The 15,050-nt window shown below is 49.1% G+C and carries 16 protein-coding genes and 5 pseudogenes; 10 read left to right on the forward strand and 11 right to left on the reverse strand.

What is annotated here, in order from left to right; all coding sequences use genetic code 11:
* Nucleotides 1–400 (forward strand): helix-turn-helix domain-containing protein (locus D1841_RS14355; RefSeq protein WP_161879987.1); only part of this gene is annotated, 400 nt, incomplete at its 5' end.
* Nucleotides 397–807: a ParB N-terminal domain-containing protein gene (locus D1841_RS14360; protein WP_161879988.1), complete on the forward strand. Its 411-nt coding sequence runs from the start codon at nucleotides 397–399 to the stop codon at nucleotides 805–807. The genes D1841_RS14355 and D1841_RS14360, both read left to right, overlap by 4 nt.
* Here the strand turns inward: D1841_RS14360 and D1841_RS14365 are convergent.
* On the reverse strand, nucleotides 763–1,374 hold the full coding sequence (locus D1841_RS14365; protein ID WP_237076387.1) for an ABC transporter permease: 612 nt from the start codon (nucleotides 1,372–1,374) through the stop codon (nucleotides 763–765). The genes D1841_RS14360 and D1841_RS14365 overlap by 45 nt on opposite strands.
* A gap of 271 nt (nucleotides 1,375–1,645) precedes the next feature.
* Between D1841_RS14365 and D1841_RS14370 the strand changes: the two genes are divergently transcribed.
* From D1841_RS14370 to D1841_RS14390, 5 genes and pseudogenes are all read left to right on the forward strand, one after another.
* Nucleotides 1,646–2,341 (forward strand): response regulator transcription factor, encoded by a 696-nt coding sequence (locus D1841_RS14370; protein WP_009901663.1) that lies wholly within the window; start codon nucleotides 1,646–1,648, stop codon nucleotides 2,339–2,341.
* Nucleotides 2,338–3,708 carry a sensor histidine kinase KdpD gene (locus D1841_RS14375; RefSeq protein ID WP_160644147.1) on the forward strand — a complete coding sequence of 457 codons (1,371 nt, stop codon included), beginning with the start codon at nucleotides 2,338–2,340 and terminating at the stop codon, nucleotides 3,706–3,708. The genes D1841_RS14370 and D1841_RS14375 overlap by 4 nt, the downstream gene beginning before the upstream one ends.
* A gap of 102 nt (nucleotides 3,709–3,810) precedes the next feature.
* Nucleotides 3,811–3,963 (forward strand): annotated as a pseudogene (locus D1841_RS14380) (helix-turn-helix transcriptional regulator); the annotation flags it as partial.
* A 205-nt stretch (nucleotides 3,964–4,168) separates the two neighbouring features.
* Nucleotides 4,169–4,408, forward strand: a complete 240-nt coding sequence (locus D1841_RS14385) for a hypothetical protein (protein WP_160644149.1) — start codon at nucleotides 4,169–4,171, stop codon at nucleotides 4,406–4,408.
* On the forward strand, nucleotides 4,401–4,613 hold the full coding sequence (locus tag D1841_RS14390) for a type II toxin-antitoxin system YafQ family toxin (RefSeq protein ID WP_160644151.1): 213 nt from the start codon (nucleotides 4,401–4,403) through the stop codon (nucleotides 4,611–4,613). Before D1841_RS14385 ends, D1841_RS14390 begins: the two co-directional genes overlap by 8 nt.
* A gap of 190 nt (nucleotides 4,614–4,803) precedes the next feature.
* Here D1841_RS14390 and D1841_RS14395 read toward each other — a convergent pair whose 3' ends face one another.
* Nucleotides 4,804–5,640 carry an IS5 family transposase gene (locus tag D1841_RS14395; protein WP_237076388.1) on the reverse strand — a complete coding sequence of 279 codons (837 nt, stop codon included), beginning with the start codon at nucleotides 5,638–5,640 and terminating at the stop codon, nucleotides 4,804–4,806.
* A 4-nt stretch (nucleotides 5,641–5,644) separates the two neighbouring features.
* The gene (locus tag D1841_RS19310) at nucleotides 5,645–5,815 is read right to left on the reverse strand and encodes a hypothetical protein (RefSeq protein ID WP_237076389.1); all 171 of its coding nucleotides are present in this window, start codon (nucleotides 5,813–5,815) and stop codon (nucleotides 5,645–5,647) included.
* Between the two features lie 261 nt (nucleotides 5,816–6,076).
* On the opposite strand from D1841_RS19310, the gene D1841_RS14400 reads away from it, so the two are divergent.
* The 3 genes and pseudogenes from D1841_RS14400 to D1841_RS14410 all read left to right on the forward strand — a co-directional run.
* Nucleotides 6,077–7,465, forward strand: coding sequence for an ABC transporter substrate-binding protein (locus tag D1841_RS14400; protein WP_160644153.1), 1,389 nt, complete (start codon nucleotides 6,077–6,079; stop codon nucleotides 7,463–7,465).
* A 146-nt stretch (nucleotides 7,466–7,611) separates the two neighbouring features.
* The gene (locus tag D1841_RS14405; protein WP_160644155.1) at nucleotides 7,612–8,154 is read left to right on the forward strand and encodes a hypothetical protein; all 543 of its coding nucleotides are present in this window, start codon (nucleotides 7,612–7,614) and stop codon (nucleotides 8,152–8,154) included.
* Nucleotides 8,155–8,225: 71 nt separating this feature from the next.
* Nucleotides 8,226–9,236 (forward strand): annotated as a pseudogene (locus D1841_RS14410) (S8/S53 family peptidase); the annotation flags it as partial.
* Here D1841_RS14410 and D1841_RS14415 read toward each other — a convergent pair.
* From D1841_RS14415 to D1841_RS14445, 8 genes and pseudogenes are all read right to left on the reverse strand, one after another.
* A pseudogene (locus tag D1841_RS14415) lies at nucleotides 9,157–9,681 on the reverse strand (ATP-binding protein). The pseudogenes D1841_RS14410 and D1841_RS14415 sit on opposite strands and share 80 nt — an antisense overlap.
* A gap of 530 nt (nucleotides 9,682–10,211) precedes the next feature.
* A pseudogene (locus tag D1841_RS14420) lies at nucleotides 10,212–10,853 on the reverse strand (hypothetical protein); the annotation flags it as partial.
* A 14-nt stretch (nucleotides 10,854–10,867) separates the two neighbouring features.
* The gene (locus tag D1841_RS14425; protein WP_032520992.1) at nucleotides 10,868–11,581 is read right to left on the reverse strand and encodes an antirestriction protein ArdA; all 714 of its coding nucleotides are present in this window, start codon (nucleotides 11,579–11,581) and stop codon (nucleotides 10,868–10,870) included.
* Between the two features lie 4 nt (nucleotides 11,582–11,585).
* Nucleotides 11,586–11,834, reverse strand: a complete 249-nt coding sequence (locus D1841_RS19315; RefSeq protein ID WP_243035821.1) for a DNA cytosine methyltransferase — start codon at nucleotides 11,832–11,834, stop codon at nucleotides 11,586–11,588.
* 8 nt (nucleotides 11,835–11,842) lie between these two features.
* Nucleotides 11,843–12,667, reverse strand: a complete 825-nt coding sequence (locus tag D1841_RS14430; RefSeq protein ID WP_237076391.1) for a DNA cytosine methyltransferase — start codon at nucleotides 12,665–12,667, stop codon at nucleotides 11,843–11,845.
* 260 nt (nucleotides 12,668–12,927) lie between these two features.
* Nucleotides 12,928–13,296 (reverse strand): annotated as a pseudogene (locus D1841_RS14435) (recombinase family protein); the annotation flags it as partial.
* 185 nt (nucleotides 13,297–13,481) lie between these two features.
* On the reverse strand, nucleotides 13,482–14,342 hold the full coding sequence (locus tag D1841_RS14440; protein ID WP_160644159.1) for an Rpn family recombination-promoting nuclease/putative transposase: 861 nt from the start codon (nucleotides 14,340–14,342) through the stop codon (nucleotides 13,482–13,484).
* A 97-nt stretch (nucleotides 14,343–14,439) separates the two neighbouring features.
* Nucleotides 14,440–14,646 (reverse strand): hypothetical protein, encoded by a 207-nt coding sequence (locus tag D1841_RS14445; RefSeq protein ID WP_160644161.1) that lies wholly within the window; start codon nucleotides 14,644–14,646, stop codon nucleotides 14,440–14,442.
* Nucleotides 14,647–15,050: the final 404 nt, after the last annotated feature.

Raw genomic sequence — 15,050 nt, forward strand, 5'->3', positions numbered from 1 at the left:
AGAACTGACGGAGGAAGAGCGGCAGAGACAGCAGCGCCGCCAGGAGATCGCCCGGCTTTGGGCAGAAGGGGAAAGCTACCGGGCCATCGGGGAGCGGTTCGGCCTGACCCGTCAGGCTGTCCATGACATCCTGCGCCGGATGGAGGGCGGGCCAGTCACCCCAGGCTTTGCCCAGCTTGTGCGGAGGTGGCCCTATCCCAACGCCGCAAACTGGGTATTAGGGAGCGGCTACACTTCCATTGCGGAGCTGGCCCGGGAGACAGGGATTTTTGATACCATCATTCCCCTATCCATCCGGGCGGCGGAAACCAGCGCGGAGGGCAGGAGCATTTATCTCCACGACCCCAACGGCAGAGTATCGGAGGCTTATATTGCCCTGACCCGCGAGGTGTCGGCATGAGGAACAGCGCGGCGAAAATCCAGATGACAGGATTCGACGATTTATTCGGCCCCTCTGCGGAGCCAGCGGGAGAACAATTTCAGGAAATCGCCCTGGCAGAGCTGCACCCTTTCAAAGGGCACCCGTTCCACGTCATGGACGATGAGAAAATGCGGGAGATGGCAGAGAGCGTCTCTCAGCATGGGGTGCTGGTGCCGGGAATTGTGCGCAGGCGTCCGGAGGGCGGGTACGAACTGGTTTCCGGACACAGGCGCAAACGGGCCTGCGAGCTGGCGGGGCTACCCGCCATGAGGGACACGCCAATCCAGACAATAAAATATCTTTTCAGCTTCATAAACTCGGTTTTTATAATTGTTACCATTTCACTCACTCCTTTTCTTATAAAGATAGACCGCCAGAAGAAGTGAAACAGCCCCAATTACCCCCAAAGTTATAATTAGTTGAGGAGTAGAAGGTATCAATCCCATTTGAATGAAGTTCTGCAAATCCTCTGTGTCGTTTATAGCAGTACGAGAAGACATTTGCTGGGTTCCCCACAACATAATGCTCGGTGTAGGCAGAGTAAGTACAAGCCATTTTGGAAGTGCTGTCATAGAAAATGTTGAGAGCAGGTTGAATACACTATAAAACACACAAAGCATAATGGAAAAAATATAGGATCTGCTGAAAAATACAATCAGCAATATCAGCGGTAATGCACTAATCGCAATCAATAATCCGTAAACAGCGGAAAACAATACCTTAAACAAAATATCGGTCACTCCGAAAAAGACAAAACCGCAAAGGATAGAGGCCACAGTCGAAGATATACAAAACGCAATACTAAGCAATAATAAAACAATGCACTTTGCGATAACCATCTGTGAACTTGTTATCGGAATTGTCCGTAGGTTCTTAAAGGTGTCGTTATCTCGCTCCATAAAAAAGAGGAGTGCTGCAACAATTCCTAAAATGCAGGGAAGAAGTAGCAACATACCAAAACCGATTACGGATTGCCACAGGGCGTCAAAAGCTGCTGCTTTTGAACACTGGCCTGACTTCCATACTTTTTTGTCAGATTATGTGTTTCAATAATGTAATCGTTCATCACTTATGCCTCCTTTTTTGTTTGTGTACTCAGCATAACATATCAACTTTGAGATAACATTGAGCCAACCTTGAGTTTACTTTGAGATTTCAAGGTCAGAATAGGCATTTTACCTATCTTGAGGTATAATAAGAGCAACAAATAAAAGGTGGTGCCTTATGAACGATAAAAGAATCCTTGTAGTTGATGATGAAACAGATTTGTTGGAGATGGTAAAATCTATTTTTACAAGAGCAGGATTTACACAAGTATTGACGGCTTCGTCTGGCGAGGCAGCCTTAAAAATGTGTGAGGAACAAGAACCAGATATGATGATACTCGATGTTATGATGCCTGGTATGGATGGGTTTGCTGCATTAAAAGAACTACGAAAGACCAGCAAAATTCCTGTCTTAATGCTAACAGCTCGTGGCGAGGCCGAAGATAAATTTGTAGGCTTTGAAAATGGTGCAGACGACTATCTGTTAAAACCATTCTTACCAAAAGAATTACTATTTCGAGTACAGGCTATATTGAAACGCGTTTACCCGGAGAAAGAGCGAAAAGTGTTCTTTGACGCTGCTACGGTTGATCTGGAAAAAGCAATCGTCCAGAGAAGCGGAGAAAATATTTCGCTGACAGCCAAAGAGTTTCAACTTTTTGAAAAACTGTATGAAAATCAAGGCAGGATCGTTACCACAGGCGCATTATGTCAAGCAATATGCGGTGATTTCTGGCAAGGATACGAAAGTACATTAGCAACTCATATCCGACATTTAAGAGAAAAAATCGAGGAAAATCCTTCAAAACCAGTTGCGCTTGTAACAATTAAAGGAATTGGGTATCGTCTGAATATTAAGGGGGTGCAAACATGAACAAATCAGAGAGATTTTTTCGCCGCTATATATTTTCAATAGTCAGTATCATCATTCTCTTTCTATTCATCAATATTTTGTTAGTAGCCTCTTTCTTTGCAGCCGCCTATTTAGGGAATGTAAAAAACTCAAATTTCCCGATTGAAGATTTTTCAAATCATATCACAGAAACTAACGGGCAATTCAATGCCGATATACAGGCAGAGGACATGTTAAACAATGCTTGCGCATGGGCCATGATTTTGGATGAAAATGGAAACATAATTTGGGAAATGAATGTGCCGGAAGAATTGCCGCGCCACTATTCCACAACGGACGTTGCTATGTTCAGCCGTTGGTATCTTAACAGTTATCCAGTTAATATTTGGAATCGACAAGACAGCCTTTTAGTTGTTGGTTTCCCGCAGGGATATGTAACGAATTACTACACTTCCATCAAAAGTCAATATGTTCGGCCGATAGCGTTTGGATTTTTAGCTGCTGTCTGTATCAATGTTTTGTTAATGTTGTATCTATTTGTCCGAAATGCCCACCGGATAGAAAAAGCTATGGAGCCGATTTTGAATGGCATACGACATCTTTCATCCGGGCATCCCGTTCATCTGGAAGAAAACGGGGAGTTAGCAGAAATCAATGCCGGTTTGAATAAAGCCGGTGATTACTTACTAAAAAAAGATAACACCCGCGCCGAATGGATCAGGGGTATTTCTCACGATATACGCACGCCGCTTTCTATGATTTTAGGGTATGCCAGCGAAATTGAAGAAACTTCTTCTTTGCCGGAAACCACCAGAAAGCAAGCGGAAATTATCCGCAAACATAGCGAAAAACTAAAGAATTTAGTTGAGAATTTGAATTTGACTACAAAACTGGAATATTCCATGCAGCCTATGCAAAAGCAAACACTTGTCCCGGTAGAATTGGCGAGGCAAGCCGTAAGTGAAGTTTTGAATGATGGCCTATCAGACAAATATGAATTAGAGCTATCAGAAGATAATCCCGGAAAAGCTATCACTATTATTGGCGATCAATCCTTACTAAACCGGATGTTATGCAATTTAATCAGGAATTGTATTGTCCATAATCCAAACGGGTGTAGGATACAAGTATCAGTAGGAAGCTGTGATAGAACATGTACCTTTTCTGTAATAGACAATGGCTGTGGAATAAGTGAGCCGCAACTAAACACATTGAATAACGACAAAGATATTTCCAGTACGCAAAAGCAAACGGGAGAAATCGAGCATGGGCTGGGTCTTAAAATCGTGCGGCAGATTGTGAAAATACATCAAGGCACAATTCAATTTTCTGATACTGCCCCGCACGGATTAAGCGTGGAAGTTGTTATTCCAATAGAAATATATTAACTTATAATAGACAGACGAAAACAAGAAATAAAATACTACCTCACATCAAATTTCATTACATTCTCATAATTCAACCCGAAATGTACAATGATATAGGGTGATATGAGAATGAACCAAGATGAAAGAAGGTTTGACTTTCACGGCCTCGGGGCGGCTCTCAAACGAGCCAGAGAAGAAAAGGGCTGGACACAAGCCTATGTTGCGGAATTAGTAGACCGTGACTCCCGTACCATTATGAATATTGAGTTCCATGGGGCCGTTATACATCGTTATACAAAGTGCCGCAAACTGTTGGTATCACTGGGTTTTCGGCACTTTTCCGTTTCGCGTCGTTTCGCCAAATTGGGCGTGTTTTTATAATGGAGTTGACAATTTGTTGGAAACGAAACCCGCCTTGCATATCCATCCACCATGTGCTATACTAATGGCAGGAGAACGCGGAAAGAAGGAGGTTTTGGTCATGAGCAACAAGGAACAGTGTGTAGCCCTGCTGGACGATTTCACAGAGGCCCAGCTTGTCAATGTGACCGCTATGCTCAAGACTATGAAGCAGGCCATAGCGGACGCGCTGGAGGATGAGACCCCTAACGCCGCCACTATTGCCGCCATGGAAGAGCTGGAAAATGGTGGCGGGGATGTCTGGACGGGCGGCACGGAAGAGCTCTTTGCCATGCTGGAGAGGGAGGCCGCCGATGCTTGACCTGCGGCTCAGCGCACAGTTCAAGCGCGACCAGCGCCTGTGCGCCCGGCGCGGCTACAATATGAAGCTTCTGCTGGACGCGCTAAACACGTTGCGCGTCCCTGTTGCCTTGCCGCCCCGCAACCGTGCCCATGCCCTCACGGGCAACTGGGCGGGTTTCCAGGAGTGCCACCTATCTCCAGATTGGCTCCTGAGGAAGCGCTGATTAAATCTGGTGTACATATCGTGTCGGCAGATTTTTTGTCAGAGTGCATAAAGGGTGTACAGGCATACTGACGTATGTCAAGCAGACTTTGTGTGCAATGACGGAAAAGGATGTCAGCGTGATGTGTGCCAAGCCGTCAAACGCGATTTATTCAGTGGTTCCCCGATTTACCGGGTGAAGGGAATGAGCTTTATCTGGTTCGCACGGACACCCACGCCGATTTGTTCGGGAAATGACAATTTTTACATAGTCTATTCAAGCCAATGTGGTCGGCGGCAAATATTTGCTGACCACATTGGCTTATTCTATGAATCAAAGCTCTATTTTGAACACGCTTTATCATAGTAACACAATTTTGGCAGGGATGTTCTACTTTACAGCGTACAGAAGATTTGCGGTTCTCAATATACCGCTCCCGGTCGATGGCGTTGTCTGAAATCTTGGGTAGCCGGCCCGGCCTGCAGTTGATACGGTATGTAATGGCAGAAAGCTGGGGACTGTTCTTGATTTCTTCCCGTTTTTCTATCCCAAGGTAGGCACTGTCCCCGTAGACTACCTCGTCATCTTCCCGCAGAAGCCCTGCCGCCACCGTGACGTTGTGGACATTGGCGGCGGTAGCCTTTACCGTGTGGACAAAGCCGCTCCCGGCATCCACACCTGTGTGGCACTTCATACCAAAATGCCACCGGTTCCCCTTCTTCGCCGAGTGCATTTCCGGGTCACGCTTTTTCTCCGTGTTTTTTGTGGAGCTGGGCGCGCTTATCAGCGTGGCGGCTACAATCGTGCCGCCATGCATCATCCGTCCAGCCTGTTCCAGGCAGCGGTTGATGGCGTCAAAAAACAGCTTGCCGATGCCTTGCTCCTCCAGCAGATGCCGGAAGTGAAGCAGGGTCGTGGCGCCCGGGACATCCTGCTCAAAAAAGTTGATCCCCATGAATCTGCGTATGTCATAGCTGTCATAAATGGCGTCTTCCACGCCCTCGTCGGACAGGCTGAACCAGCATTGCAGCAGATACATCCGCAGCATAATTTCAAGTCCAACGGGCGGACGGCCCCGTTTCCCGGCGGGATGGTGCGGGCACAATCAGAGATACCCATTCGTCCCATGGAATAATCTCGTCCATGATTTCCAGAAATTCTTCCCGCTTTGTCTTCTTTTTCCGGCAGCAGTATTCCATGTCACTGAAGCTTTCCTGTTTCATTTCGTGACAGCCTTTTTCCCTATTTTATTATTATATCATTTCCTGTCCTGCCATTGGGAAGATTAAATCAGGGGTTCCTTGATATTGGTATCAGTTTTTATGCACTTATAAATTTTATCAAAAAGATACGGTGCGTAAAATCATATATTTATTATATTTTTCTAGCTTTATATCTGCTTTCTAATTTATAGTATTGACAAAGTGCGTTAGACGGGATAAAATATTAAATAAAGAATCCGTGTAAAAGCAGGGAAGTTTCCTATGAAAAAGCTGCTATTGATGGCGTTGTGCATGCTCCTGCTGCTGTGTGCGGCAGGCTGCCAAAGCGAACAGGACAAGGTCTATGACGCGCTTATGGCTTCCAGTTCTGAAGGGCCTAGGGAACTATCCTCCCAGGAAGCTGCTGCCACTTCCGGCTGGGCAGAGCCAGAGGAAAAGCCCCAGCCGGACACGAAACTGGAGGCTGACTTGGTGCTGTGCACTTACACCTCTGACGCGACGGTGGAAATATGGCAGGACTACATCCGGGAGTTTAACGAAACCTACCCGAATATCCACATTGAGGTGAAGGACAGCGAAGCCGTTTCCGATGTGTCCGGCTATATCACCCGCACCACGGTGGAACTGATGAGCGGCGAGGCTGGAGACATTCTGGACATGGAGTGGCTGCCCGCCCAGCGGTATTCCATGAGCGGCGTGCTAGCTGAACTGGACAGCCTGATGGAAGCTGACCCAGACTTTGCCGGGGACAAGTATTACACCAATGTGCTGGACGGCATGCGCTGCGGCGGCAAGCTGTATGCCATGCCCTATGAGTTTGCCCCTGTGGGCATACGCCTGGACAAAAAGGCGGCGGACGCGTTGGAAGCGGAATATGAGACAGGGAAACCTATCAAGGTTTCAGAGGTGCTGGCGCTTGCGGCCCTGGCCAATGAACTGCCGGAATACGCGGAGCTGCCTGTTTTGGGCTACTGCCTGTGGGACGGCTTCAACTTTGCGGAGCTTTCCTCCCGGATAAACGAAAACGAGAAAACAGCGGATCTTGACAGCGACAGCTTTATCCAGTATCTCACTGCCATGAAAGCCCTGCGCTACAGCGAAAATGCCCAGATAGGGGCCTCCCTGATGCCGGACGACGGGAATCTTTTCGGCGGCTTTTGCAGCATAGTCAACCTCTGGACGGCTAACCAGATGTTTGCCGGAAACTATCTGGATATGCTGGATTCCCCCAGCGTCACGCCCATGATGGCCCTGGAGACAGACGAAGGGGGCAGGCTGTATACAGCCAAAAGCCTGGCAGTTGCTTCATCCTGCAAAAACAAAGAAGCTGCTTTCGCCTTTTTAAAATTTGTGCTGGACAGCGAGCGGAAGCTGGATCCAGAAAACTACCTGCGCACAGCCTTTGCCCCTGTGAACCGTGACGTAAACAAGCGGGCTATGGAGGTTTACTATGGGAAGGACCAAGGGGAAGAAATCCAGGCTATTGACAAGTGGTGCGGGGAAGTGGACACAGTGGTTTTCTATGACCGCAGCCGGGAGCTGCTGGAAAAGCTTAACGAAATTTGCAGCCAGTACATGCGGGACTTGCTAACCGCGGAGGAGTGCGCCCAACAGATGCAGGATATGGCGTTTATCTACTTGAGGGAATAATGCGGCTTATAGTCATGCTGATAGATCAGGAAAATTGCACAAGCGGTTTATATACAGTAAAACATGGTTGAAGCGTGGGATTTTGGGTGCGGGATTTTAGGAAAGGGTTGAAAAGCGATGAGCCTGAACATGAGGTATCCAAACAGATGAATAAGCGAGAGAAAAGGGCGCTGCCAAACTGGTTTGCCCCTCTTGAAAAAGGGCTGAGGAGTTTTTTCATCCTCTGCGGCATAGGCAGTTCAATTTATGTCCTTTGCACTGTTCAAAATTATTGGTTGGACATTGAAACCCGCCTGAAGCACCCCGAATGGGAGTTTACTCAGGACAGAATCATAACAGAGATGGATTATGTGTGGATCATCGGGCTAGGTATTTTGTTCCTGCTGACGCTGCTTGCCTTGGCGTTTTGCCGTTACATACTGCGCAGGGGATACTTGGTGCATATCGCGGCCTGCGTATCCCTGCTGTTCTGGGTGCTTGACACAGTGCATCCTTTCCTTCTGACCTATACGGAGGAGCCTTTTATCCGGGAGGGAACGGAGTCGTTCATCCTCCCTTTGCACATCATTTCTCACATTCTGCCCGGCGCTCTCTTCGGGTGCGCCCTTGTGCTGTGGTCGATAGGTCTGTTGTACTGTGTGGAGCGAATCACTCAAAAAATCTTTCGGATAGAACAGCCGGCGTTTTAGATACGTATGGAGGGATTTATCGCCAACAGGATGAAAATATAAAGGGTAGAGGCTTGTGAAAGAATTATTTAGTATCCATTATAGATAATGATTTTTCATCTCAGGCCGTATATGATTTATCTGGAAATTATATTCTGATATATGAGAACGATGACACTGCTTGGGTAGAAATATCGCCACTTCAGGGAATCCGATCCCATGGCACAATATGCGCTTCTATTTTGGCAGAAGCCATGTCACGACATATTCATTTAATTGGATATTCTTGCTCCGGCAGGGATGGGAAAGTCGCACTCGAGAAAGTCTGTATGGCCCTTCAAGATAACCTAAAAAAATCACCCGATTATCTTTGCATGAGCATAGGCAGTGAAAACTGGCTGGAAACGGAGGAACTGGGGAAGCTGACAAAACAGCTTGCAGATAAGGGTACCCGTATTTTTGCCGCCTGTGCCAACAACGGACATATTGTTTTTCCAGCGGCATACCCATGGGTGACAGGTGTCCGTTATGAACCGGGAATGCCTTGCCTTTATCAGGAAAAAAACTCTCCCATTGGCAGCAACCTTATTGTGGGCGATTTTACTGCCCCTGTACTGGAACAGCTTGCTACAGAAAACAGTTTTTTCAAGCGCCGCACGAACAGTATGGCTGCTCCATATGCCTTGGGAAAAATGCTGTCAAAAGACTTGACGCTGGCTGATCTGCCTATGTGGGCAGGCTGTAATTCCCCCAAAAAGGTAGGCGAATGGCCTATGCCAGTTGTTGCATTATGCGGCCCATTACAACAGATGAAAGAATTGCTGGAATTGCTCCAAAAAGAAAGCTATCAGGCAGCATTACTGACTTCCCGAAGCGAAACAGATTTAACAAGGATGGTGCTTTACACTGCATTCGAAAATTTATCTGAATGGATAAAACCACTGGAGAAAGCTGGTATTCTGCTGATAGATGCTGAAAACGGCCTAGACTCCATACAAGAGTGCGCCGACTATCTGATTGATTTTAGAAAACAAAATGTAACGGCGGCATATAGAGAAATTTTGGAATTTTTTGGAACAGAGGATATGAAAGAAAAAGCTTAATCCCAGGCGCAACCTTTTTATATGATTTCAGCAGCTTTTGCAGCTCGCCGCTGCTCTTGACAATATTCAGCTCGTCCAGATGTTCCGGCATACGGATGTAAAGGAAAGACTTAAACCGGCGGCAGGCAGCATTCCCCAGCGCGCAGGCTATGTAGGTTTTTCCGTTTCCAGAGGCTCCCTTGAGGATAATGTGCTACCCATCGTTAACATATTGGCAGGTAGAGAACCGAAGCATCTGAGATTTGTCCAACTGCCGGTCCTCATAATATTCAATCTTCTCCACAGTCGCAGAGGGTGTGGAGAACTTGGCGTTGCAGATAAACCAGTTCACCCTGCTGGTCTGGCGGCGGTTCCACTCGGCAGTTGCCAGCAGGTCCAGGCGTTCCGCAAAGCTCAGGTCTTTGTAAGAAGAATCGGTCAACTGGCTCTCAAATTCAGCAGCCATGGCGCTTAATCATAGCCGTCTCTCAGCTCACACCAGATAAGGCGGCGGGGTTCAAGACAGAGTTTGTGGTCAAAAGTGTGCTGGACGTTCGTTTCGGAATTAAGGGAAGGTCATGGCCTTTTTGTCTGCAACCAGTCAGTAGAGCAGAGGTGCATTTCTGGCTTACTTGTTCTTTTTCCTGGGGCATGCTTCACTTGAAACCGATGGATGGACTATTTTCGCTGCAGACATTTTTCCGCGACGTTGACGTTGCTTTGAAAGACTGCTATATTTTGGATGAAAAGAGGTCACGGCGCGAAACGCCATGGCCTCAGCAAGAGGAAAGTGCAACGTGACGGCGCTCTTCGCCGTCACGTCCTTTCTCTGGTGACCGAAAAATATTCGGCCACCATTTTCTATTCGTCCCCGTCATACTCCCCCGCTACCGCCATCCCAATCTTCTCCGAGACTTCCCGCAGCCTGCGCAGCTCTGCTTCAACGGCAGCAGCATCCATCATGTGCTGCTAAACTCCATGAATGAAAAAGAGCTTGGTAAGCTGGTAGCTTTCAAAGGGCCTCGGGTCGCTCCGCCAGCTTGACGCCATGCTTGCTTTCTGCTTTTCAATCTGGTCCGGCGACAGCAGCGCACAGCCGTCCAGCTTGCCATGCTTGCGGTAATAGGCGTTGACCTCCTTCATAATGAGCTGGGAGCGTTCCAGCCCGTCCAGCTTCTTCTGGAGCTTTTCAATCGCTGCCGGGTCATCGGCGCTGATCCCGCCCATGCCGGTACTGCGTATCTTATCCAGCAGCCCTTGAATATACCGCCATTCCTCCATGTTGCTGTCCCGGGCCCGGTTCTGTTTTTCTTTCTTTCCCACCGGGAAATTGGCAGGTCCGGCGATCATCATAGAGGGAACCCTTGCGTCAATGGCAAAGCCCTGGTTCATGTTTTCGGCCAGCTTGCGGGCGTAGGTGTCTAACAGATGGTCGATCTTCTCATGGTACATGGGGTCCACCCGGGATTTCTGCTTTTCCGCTATGGCGGCGGCCTTGTCCACCATTGCCCGGTATTCCGCCGTTGCGCTCCCTTCCTTGTAGTCGGAAAAGCTGTTCATTTCTTTTGCCCGGCGGGCGGTCCCTTCATTGATAGGGTAATAGTTGATGGTATGCACCTCCTTCATGCTTCGGGCCATGCTGGCCCGAAGTCTTACCGTTCTTCATGGGAAGGCCCCGCCTTGTCCTTTTTCGGAGCGGGCGGGGCCTCTTGAAACCGTTTGAGTGCGGCGAGAATGGAGTGGACAGGCTCGGCCTTTTCGGGATAGGCAAATATCCGGTGTTCCGGCGGGATGTCCTGCGGTCCGTGATAATACTCCTTGAAGCCCTCCGGGACTGCCGACACATACCCACCGGGAGCGAATACGCCGCCTTCGTTGATACGCACATCCCGCCCGTATGCTTCATAATCGAAGTAGTTCTGAATGTGCTCCGGTATGTCGATAGTCCCCAGCTCGTCGGCGTACAGACGGCCCAGCCCTTCATCATCGGAAATATCCGGGTAAAAGCGGTACAGGTCAAGGTTCTGCGTCAGGTTTATCAAATCCTTCACGCTCCTTGTGTGGTTTCCCAAGACAAGAGCGGCTTCAAAGGTTTCCAGTCCGCCCTTATCCCGTACTTCCAGCAGGGCGTGGCCCAGCTCGTTCAGCTCGTCGATGTCCTCACATTCGTAGAGATGATCGTAGAGCCCCAGCACATCGCTGTCAAAGCTGATAAAGAACACTTCGCTGTACCGTTTCCCGTCTATCCCGATTTTGGCAAGGGCGGCCTGCAACTCCTGTGTCGTCATGGGGAAATGTACCGTTGTCCCTACCTCAATCCCCATTAAGGGGTATAGGGCTGTATTGGTTATATAGGCTTCAAACATGGGCTCATTCCTCCTTTCCGGCCCGGTCAGCCAGCACCTCATAAATCCCAGCCATAATGTAATCGGCGCAAGGGAGGGCAATCGCATTTCCCAGCGCCTTGTAGCGTTGCAGAGGCCGGATCTCCACGCCGTCCGCCCCGTACTTTGTCCAGCCCTCCGGCAGCCCCATCAGCCGTTCGCTTTCCGTTTCCGTCAGAAAACGGATACAGCCGCCCTCCGGGTCGCCCTCATACCAGAAGGCGAAGGGCGTCACGTCACTGGCTAAAAGAGTGGGAAAAGGGTCAGTTGGTAATCCGAAGCTGTTTTGGAAGGCCGTTTCTTCCTGCCTTTTTGCCGCTCCCCGCATACGGAAGCACTGAAAGGGGTGGATGACTGGTATCTGCCGCCCTGTTTCAAAAGAAGCTGTTCGATCTCCTTCGGCGGCGGCCCGCCCTCTCCGCAAGGCGGAGGAAGTGGGAGCATTGGACGGGGCTTAAATAGTATGTCTGCGGCACGTCTGCCTCCAAAATCCGCCACGACGAAAATCCGCTGCCTTCGTGCCAGCCTTCGGGTGCCTGCCCAATACTGGGCGTCCATGAGCCGCCAGCACACATCAGGCGTTCCCCCTCGCACCATTCCGGCGTTTCCCCATCTTCCCGAAGGAGGCATTGGAACTTCGGTGTCCGAGAAGGCGGATAGGACGGCTCTAAAGTCCATCCGGTCATTTGTAGAAAACGCTCCCATGACGTTTTCCCAAACAGCGATAGCTGGATATAGGTTATCAGTAGCATCCCTCATTTCCTGTATGATACGAAACGCCTGATAGAACAGGCTTGATTTTGCCCCGGCAAGGCCGGAGCGGTTGCCGATCAGAGAAAGGTTCTGACAGGGGGAACCGAAGGTAATTACATGAACCGGCGGGATTTTCCCGCCATCCACCTTCGTAATATCCCCCAAATGCACCATGTCGGGAAAGTGCCTTTTGGTTATGGAGATGGGCGCTTTTTCAATCTCGCTGGCCCATACCGGACGGATACCGCAACGGGAAGCCGCCAGAGGGAACACGCCGATCCCGTCAAAAAGGCTTCCCAGCTTAATGTCCGGCATGGCCCGGGATACCATGTCCCTTCACGGCAAGCACCCCTTCCAGTGTGGTCGCCGCAATGCCCAGCCGCCCGGCAACCGCAATATCGTTTTTCACATCCTCGTCCACAACGCTGCCGCAGACGATCAGGGTACCGTGTAGCCCGTCTGCCCATCACAATCCCCATGAGTGCGGCTTTTTGTCTGGCAGGTGTAACGCATACGGATCTCATCCGTTCCATCTGCCCGCCGTCGGCCCTTACCGCTGGTTTCTGCTTGGCATACTCCTTGATAAGCTGTACCTTATCGCGGTTTTCAGCTCGAACCTTGTGCCCGGAGACCCCTTCCTCCTGTAATTCGCATACAATCGTCCAGTCCATGGATTCACAGTATTTCCGGCAGCGTTTCCGCTGCATGGGGATGTCGGCCTCGTTATTATCCGTATGGTATAGCTGCTTATCTGTGGAAACGCGGTAAAGGCATAATACCTTTGTTCCCGGTTCGATGTAAGAGGGAAGATCCAGCCGCCAGCCGGTATCTTTATCGAAAACGAAATTGTCAGAAACATGATTCGGGATAATGCTTGTTTTATCCATATACAGTCCATCCTTTTTCTTTGATAATTGAAAAATGACAGACCAGCATAGTCCCATATGAAATTGTCAAGGTACTGGGTACGCGGCATAGGCCGGAGTTTGTGTAAACCTTTGCAATCCTTCTATGCCTATACCACATATAGGGGATATCCCCTATATGTTATCTCATATTATGTGTATTCTGTCAAATTTCACAAAAGAAAAGCACCCTTTTCGGGGTGCTCAACAAATAAAAGGCAAGCCTATTCCTGTTCTGCCAGCTTTTTGATCTCGGGTAAATCCACGCCAATCATATCACTGATATCCTCAAGGCTCAACCCTCTGGCAAGCATACGCTTGATAGTCTTGGTTTGACTGGCGCGTTCGCCTTCTGCCCGGCCCTCTGCCCGGCCTTCTGCCCGGCCTCTGGCCTCGCCTTGCTCAAAAGCCTCTTTGCGTTCATCCATCATCTTCATAGCCAGCGTCATGTATTCCATCTCCCTTCCGCTGTCCTCTTTGATTCCACAAACAGCCTCGTCGATTTGTTTCAAGTAGCTGGATTTAGAAATATCGTAGTGCTCCCCCCGGTAGCCTGCCCGGATGTACCGCAGAAAATCCAGCACGGCAGGATTCCCGTTCCCTTGTTTGAAATCCGCGTTAAGGATGAACGCATGGGAACCGTCCTCATAGGGGATATCCGGCGCGCCCTTGATATGGCTTTCCCGCTCGTAGACAGCCAGGCCAGCGCCAAAATAATCCTCCACGCAAATGAAAATCACAAAACTGTCCGACAGCTCCTCATAGTCCGCGTTTATTTCCAGGCTGCGCCGGTCTATCCCGCTGGTATAGTAGCGTATGCGCCTTTCCAGCTTGCGGTGCAGTCGGGCCTGTACTTCTACATCATATTTGGTATGGTTTTCATCTTCCAGGTACACGTCCAGCCGGATGCCGTGAGCATCGCAGGTATCCTTCAAGTCCTTCTGCTTGTCGATAGTTACCACCCGCTGGATTTTCTTTTCCAACAGGTTTTCCAGAAAAGGCTTGATATTCTCCGGCCTGCGCATGACTTCCGAAAACATGAAATCATCCACAAGGCTTAAATCCTTAAAGGGCTTGATTGGCATGGGAACCACTTCCTTTACCTATAGTATACTATTTTTAAGGCCGGTTTGCAAGCGTGTACCAGGAAAGACAAAGTTTTTTCTATTATTATCTTGTCATTTATGGGATGGCACTCAAATCTTCACGGACAGGCATGGGCTGATGAAAGAAGGAATCCACCAGGATGTCTTTCACTTTACCGTACAAGTCCGGGTTATCCTGTTCGGAACAGGCGACAGTAACTTGACAGCCGCCTACACTCAAATAGATGGTATTGTGGGGCTTGTCCACAAAGGTTATACCTGTTTCGGGTAATATATTTTGCATAACTCATTCTCCTAAACAAAAATGATAGGCTCATGCAGACGTCGGGTCAGCGGCCGCTCCATAGTTTTATAGTTAACGCGGTCAACTATTACTCCCCCCATGCCTGTGGCGGGGCGCCCTGTCCCGTGACGGACAGCCGGCGCAAGTATCATTATCCCCCTGATGCGGCTCATGGCTGGGCCATATTGCTGGATACGGGTTACTGTCAGGCTTTATCGCTCCACAAAGGTATCATCGCGCGCCGTACAGCATAGCTCCCCACACAGGGAATGTATCTGGTTCGCCTTATTCAATTTTCAAGGTTCCTCGGGACAAAAAGAAATGCGTCCCAACTTGGGCAATGTCATTAAGTTAAAGGTATAAAAGAGCAAAATAAGAAAAAAGCATAAAAAAGGCTTGACAAA

Origin of the sequence: Neglectibacter sp. X4 (assembly GCF_009917365.1) — a bacterium.
Classification (GTDB): Bacteria; Bacillota; Clostridia; order Oscillospirales; family Acutalibacteraceae; genus Acutalibacter.

Excerpts from the sequence above, each read along its gene's own strand:
- D1841_RS14405 (WP_160644155.1), top strand. The coding sequence starts at position 7,612 with ATGAATAAGCGAGAGAAAAGGGCGCTGCCAAACTGGTTTGCCCCTCTT.
- D1841_RS14445 (WP_160644161.1), bottom strand. The coding sequence starts at position 14,646 with ATGCAAAATATATTACCCGAAACAGGTATAACCTTTGTGGACAAGCCC.
- D1841_RS14365 (WP_237076387.1), bottom strand. The coding sequence starts at position 1,374 with ATGTTGCTACTTCTTCCCTGCATTTTAGGAATTGTTGCAGCACTCCTC.
- D1841_RS14370 (WP_009901663.1), top strand. The coding sequence starts at position 1,646 with ATGAACGATAAAAGAATCCTTGTAGTTGATGATGAAACAGATTTGTTG.
- D1841_RS14390 (WP_160644151.1), top strand. The coding sequence starts at position 4,401 with ATGCTTGACCTGCGGCTCAGCGCACAGTTCAAGCGCGACCAGCGCCTG.
- D1841_RS14395 (WP_237076388.1), bottom strand. The coding sequence starts at position 5,640 with ATGCTGCGGATGTATCTGCTGCAATGCTGGTTCAGCCTGTCCGACGAG.
- D1841_RS14360 (WP_161879988.1), top strand. The coding sequence starts at position 397 with ATGAGGAACAGCGCGGCGAAAATCCAGATGACAGGATTCGACGATTTA.
- D1841_RS14440 (WP_160644159.1), bottom strand. The coding sequence starts at position 14,342 with ATGCCAATCAAGCCCTTTAAGGATTTAAGCCTTGTGGATGATTTCATG.
- D1841_RS14385 (WP_160644149.1), top strand. The coding sequence starts at position 4,169 with ATGAGCAACAAGGAACAGTGTGTAGCCCTGCTGGACGATTTCACAGAG.
- D1841_RS14430 (WP_237076391.1), bottom strand. The coding sequence starts at position 12,667 with ATGCCGGACATTAAGCTGGGAAGCCTTTTTGACGGGATCGGCGTGTTC.
- D1841_RS14375 (WP_160644147.1), top strand. The coding sequence starts at position 2,338 with ATGAACAAATCAGAGAGATTTTTTCGCCGCTATATATTTTCAATAGTC.
- D1841_RS19310 (WP_237076389.1), bottom strand. The coding sequence starts at position 5,815 with ATGAAACAGGAAAGCTTCAGTGACATGGAATACTGCTGCCGGAAAAAG.
- D1841_RS14425 (WP_032520992.1), bottom strand. The coding sequence starts at position 11,581 with ATGTTTGAAGCCTATATAACCAATACAGCCCTATACCCCTTAATGGGG.
- D1841_RS14400 (WP_160644153.1), top strand. The coding sequence starts at position 6,077 with ATGAAAAAGCTGCTATTGATGGCGTTGTGCATGCTCCTGCTGCTGTGT.